A 1,202-nucleotide genomic window follows, 5' to 3' on the forward strand; every position below is an offset into this window, starting at 1 on the left:
CTTCGAGCTCGGGGAGTTAGTCTTCGCCCTTTTCCAGCGTCAGCACGTAGTGCCCGTCGCACTCCTTGAGACCAAGGAGCTTGTGCCCTTCAGCCTTAAGACTCCGCGGCACGTTCTTCACCGGTTCGCCGTCGTCCAGCAGGAACTCGACCGTCGTTCCGGTCTCGAAATCTTCCAGAGCAAGTTTAGCCTTAACAAAATTGGTCGGGCAGCAAACGCCCCTCAGATCGACAGTTTCCATTGCGGTTCCTTTGAAAACTCCTCCGGACTTCTCCGGAAGGTTTCTTTTTGCTCCCCCCTCCAACTCCGAGAAGGGTGGCTCATATAAAAGTTTCACCCGTCAGGGGGCGCACCAAAACTCCCTCCCCGTTGGCCGGTATCTCCCCCCTTGATAAAGGGGGGCGGGGGGGATTGCCTCTGCCCTGGAAAACCTGGATCCCCTTATGAAAGGGGATCATAAGGTGGGGATGGTTAAAGTGGCAGCTGCGTGTTAATGATCTGCGGCGGGATGGTGGCGTCGACGACGTAGTCGGCGAAATCCTTTCGCAGGTGGTTCAGCAGGGAGTCAGTTCCCTCGCGGAGAATGATGTCCCCGATGCGGATCCTTCCGGCCCCTTCGGCTTTCTCGGCATACCAGGCGAGGACGGCGCTGACAAAGTCGACGACACGGTCCTCCGGGAGGAAGGTGGCGTAAACGGTGCCGACCAGCGGACGTCTTCCCCATTTGCCGCCGATGCGGACGGTGTAGCCTCTCTTGGCAGGCGTCCAGGCGTCAGTGGGGCAGACCTTGACGCAGTCGCCGCAGTAGATGCACTTCTCGCCGGCGAAGACGGGCTTGCCGTCGGCACCGATAGTGAGGGCACCTTCGGTGCAGGACTTCGCACACAGGCCACAGCTTATGCACGATTCCGCATCAAGCTCCGGCCAGATGGCACCCTGGCAACCGACGTCGTTGGTGGCGGACTTGGGACAATCAAAGGGACAGCCGGCAAAGCCGACCTTGAATTTGTGGTGCCCGGTAGCCGTTCCGAAAAGCTTCTCGTCCACCTCGATGGCCGACTTCTGAGTGTCGACAAGGCCGTTGGGGTTGTACTCGCACCCGCCGCAGGCGGTAGGGACACGGACCCGGGCGCCGCAGGAAGCGACCTTCTGCTGCTCCTCACCGAGTTCAGCGACGACGGCATCGAAGTCAGAGAAGTTGA

The 1,202-nt window shown here is 60.1% G+C and carries 2 protein-coding genes; both read right to left on the minus strand.

What is annotated here, in order from left to right; translation table 11 throughout:
- Window positions 1-16: 16 nt before the first annotated feature.
- Complete coding sequence (locus tag AC11W3_RS13805) at window positions 17-241, minus strand: sulfurtransferase TusA family protein (protein ID WP_484090827.1); 225 nt, start codon at window positions 239-241, stop codon at window positions 17-19.
- A 230-nt stretch (window positions 242-471) separates the two neighbouring features.
- Window positions 472-1,202: 4Fe-4S binding protein (locus AC11W3_RS13810; RefSeq protein ID WP_484093165.1), on the minus strand; the 731-nt coding region annotated here is incomplete at its 5' end.

It is taken from the genome of Geomonas sp. (assembly GCF_056994735.1).

Bases quoted from the DNA above. Each gene is read 5' to 3' on its own strand.
- AC11W3_RS13805 (WP_484090827.1), bottom strand. From the start codon at position 241: ATGGAAACTGTCGATCTGAGGGGCGTTTGCTGCCCGACCAATTTTGTT.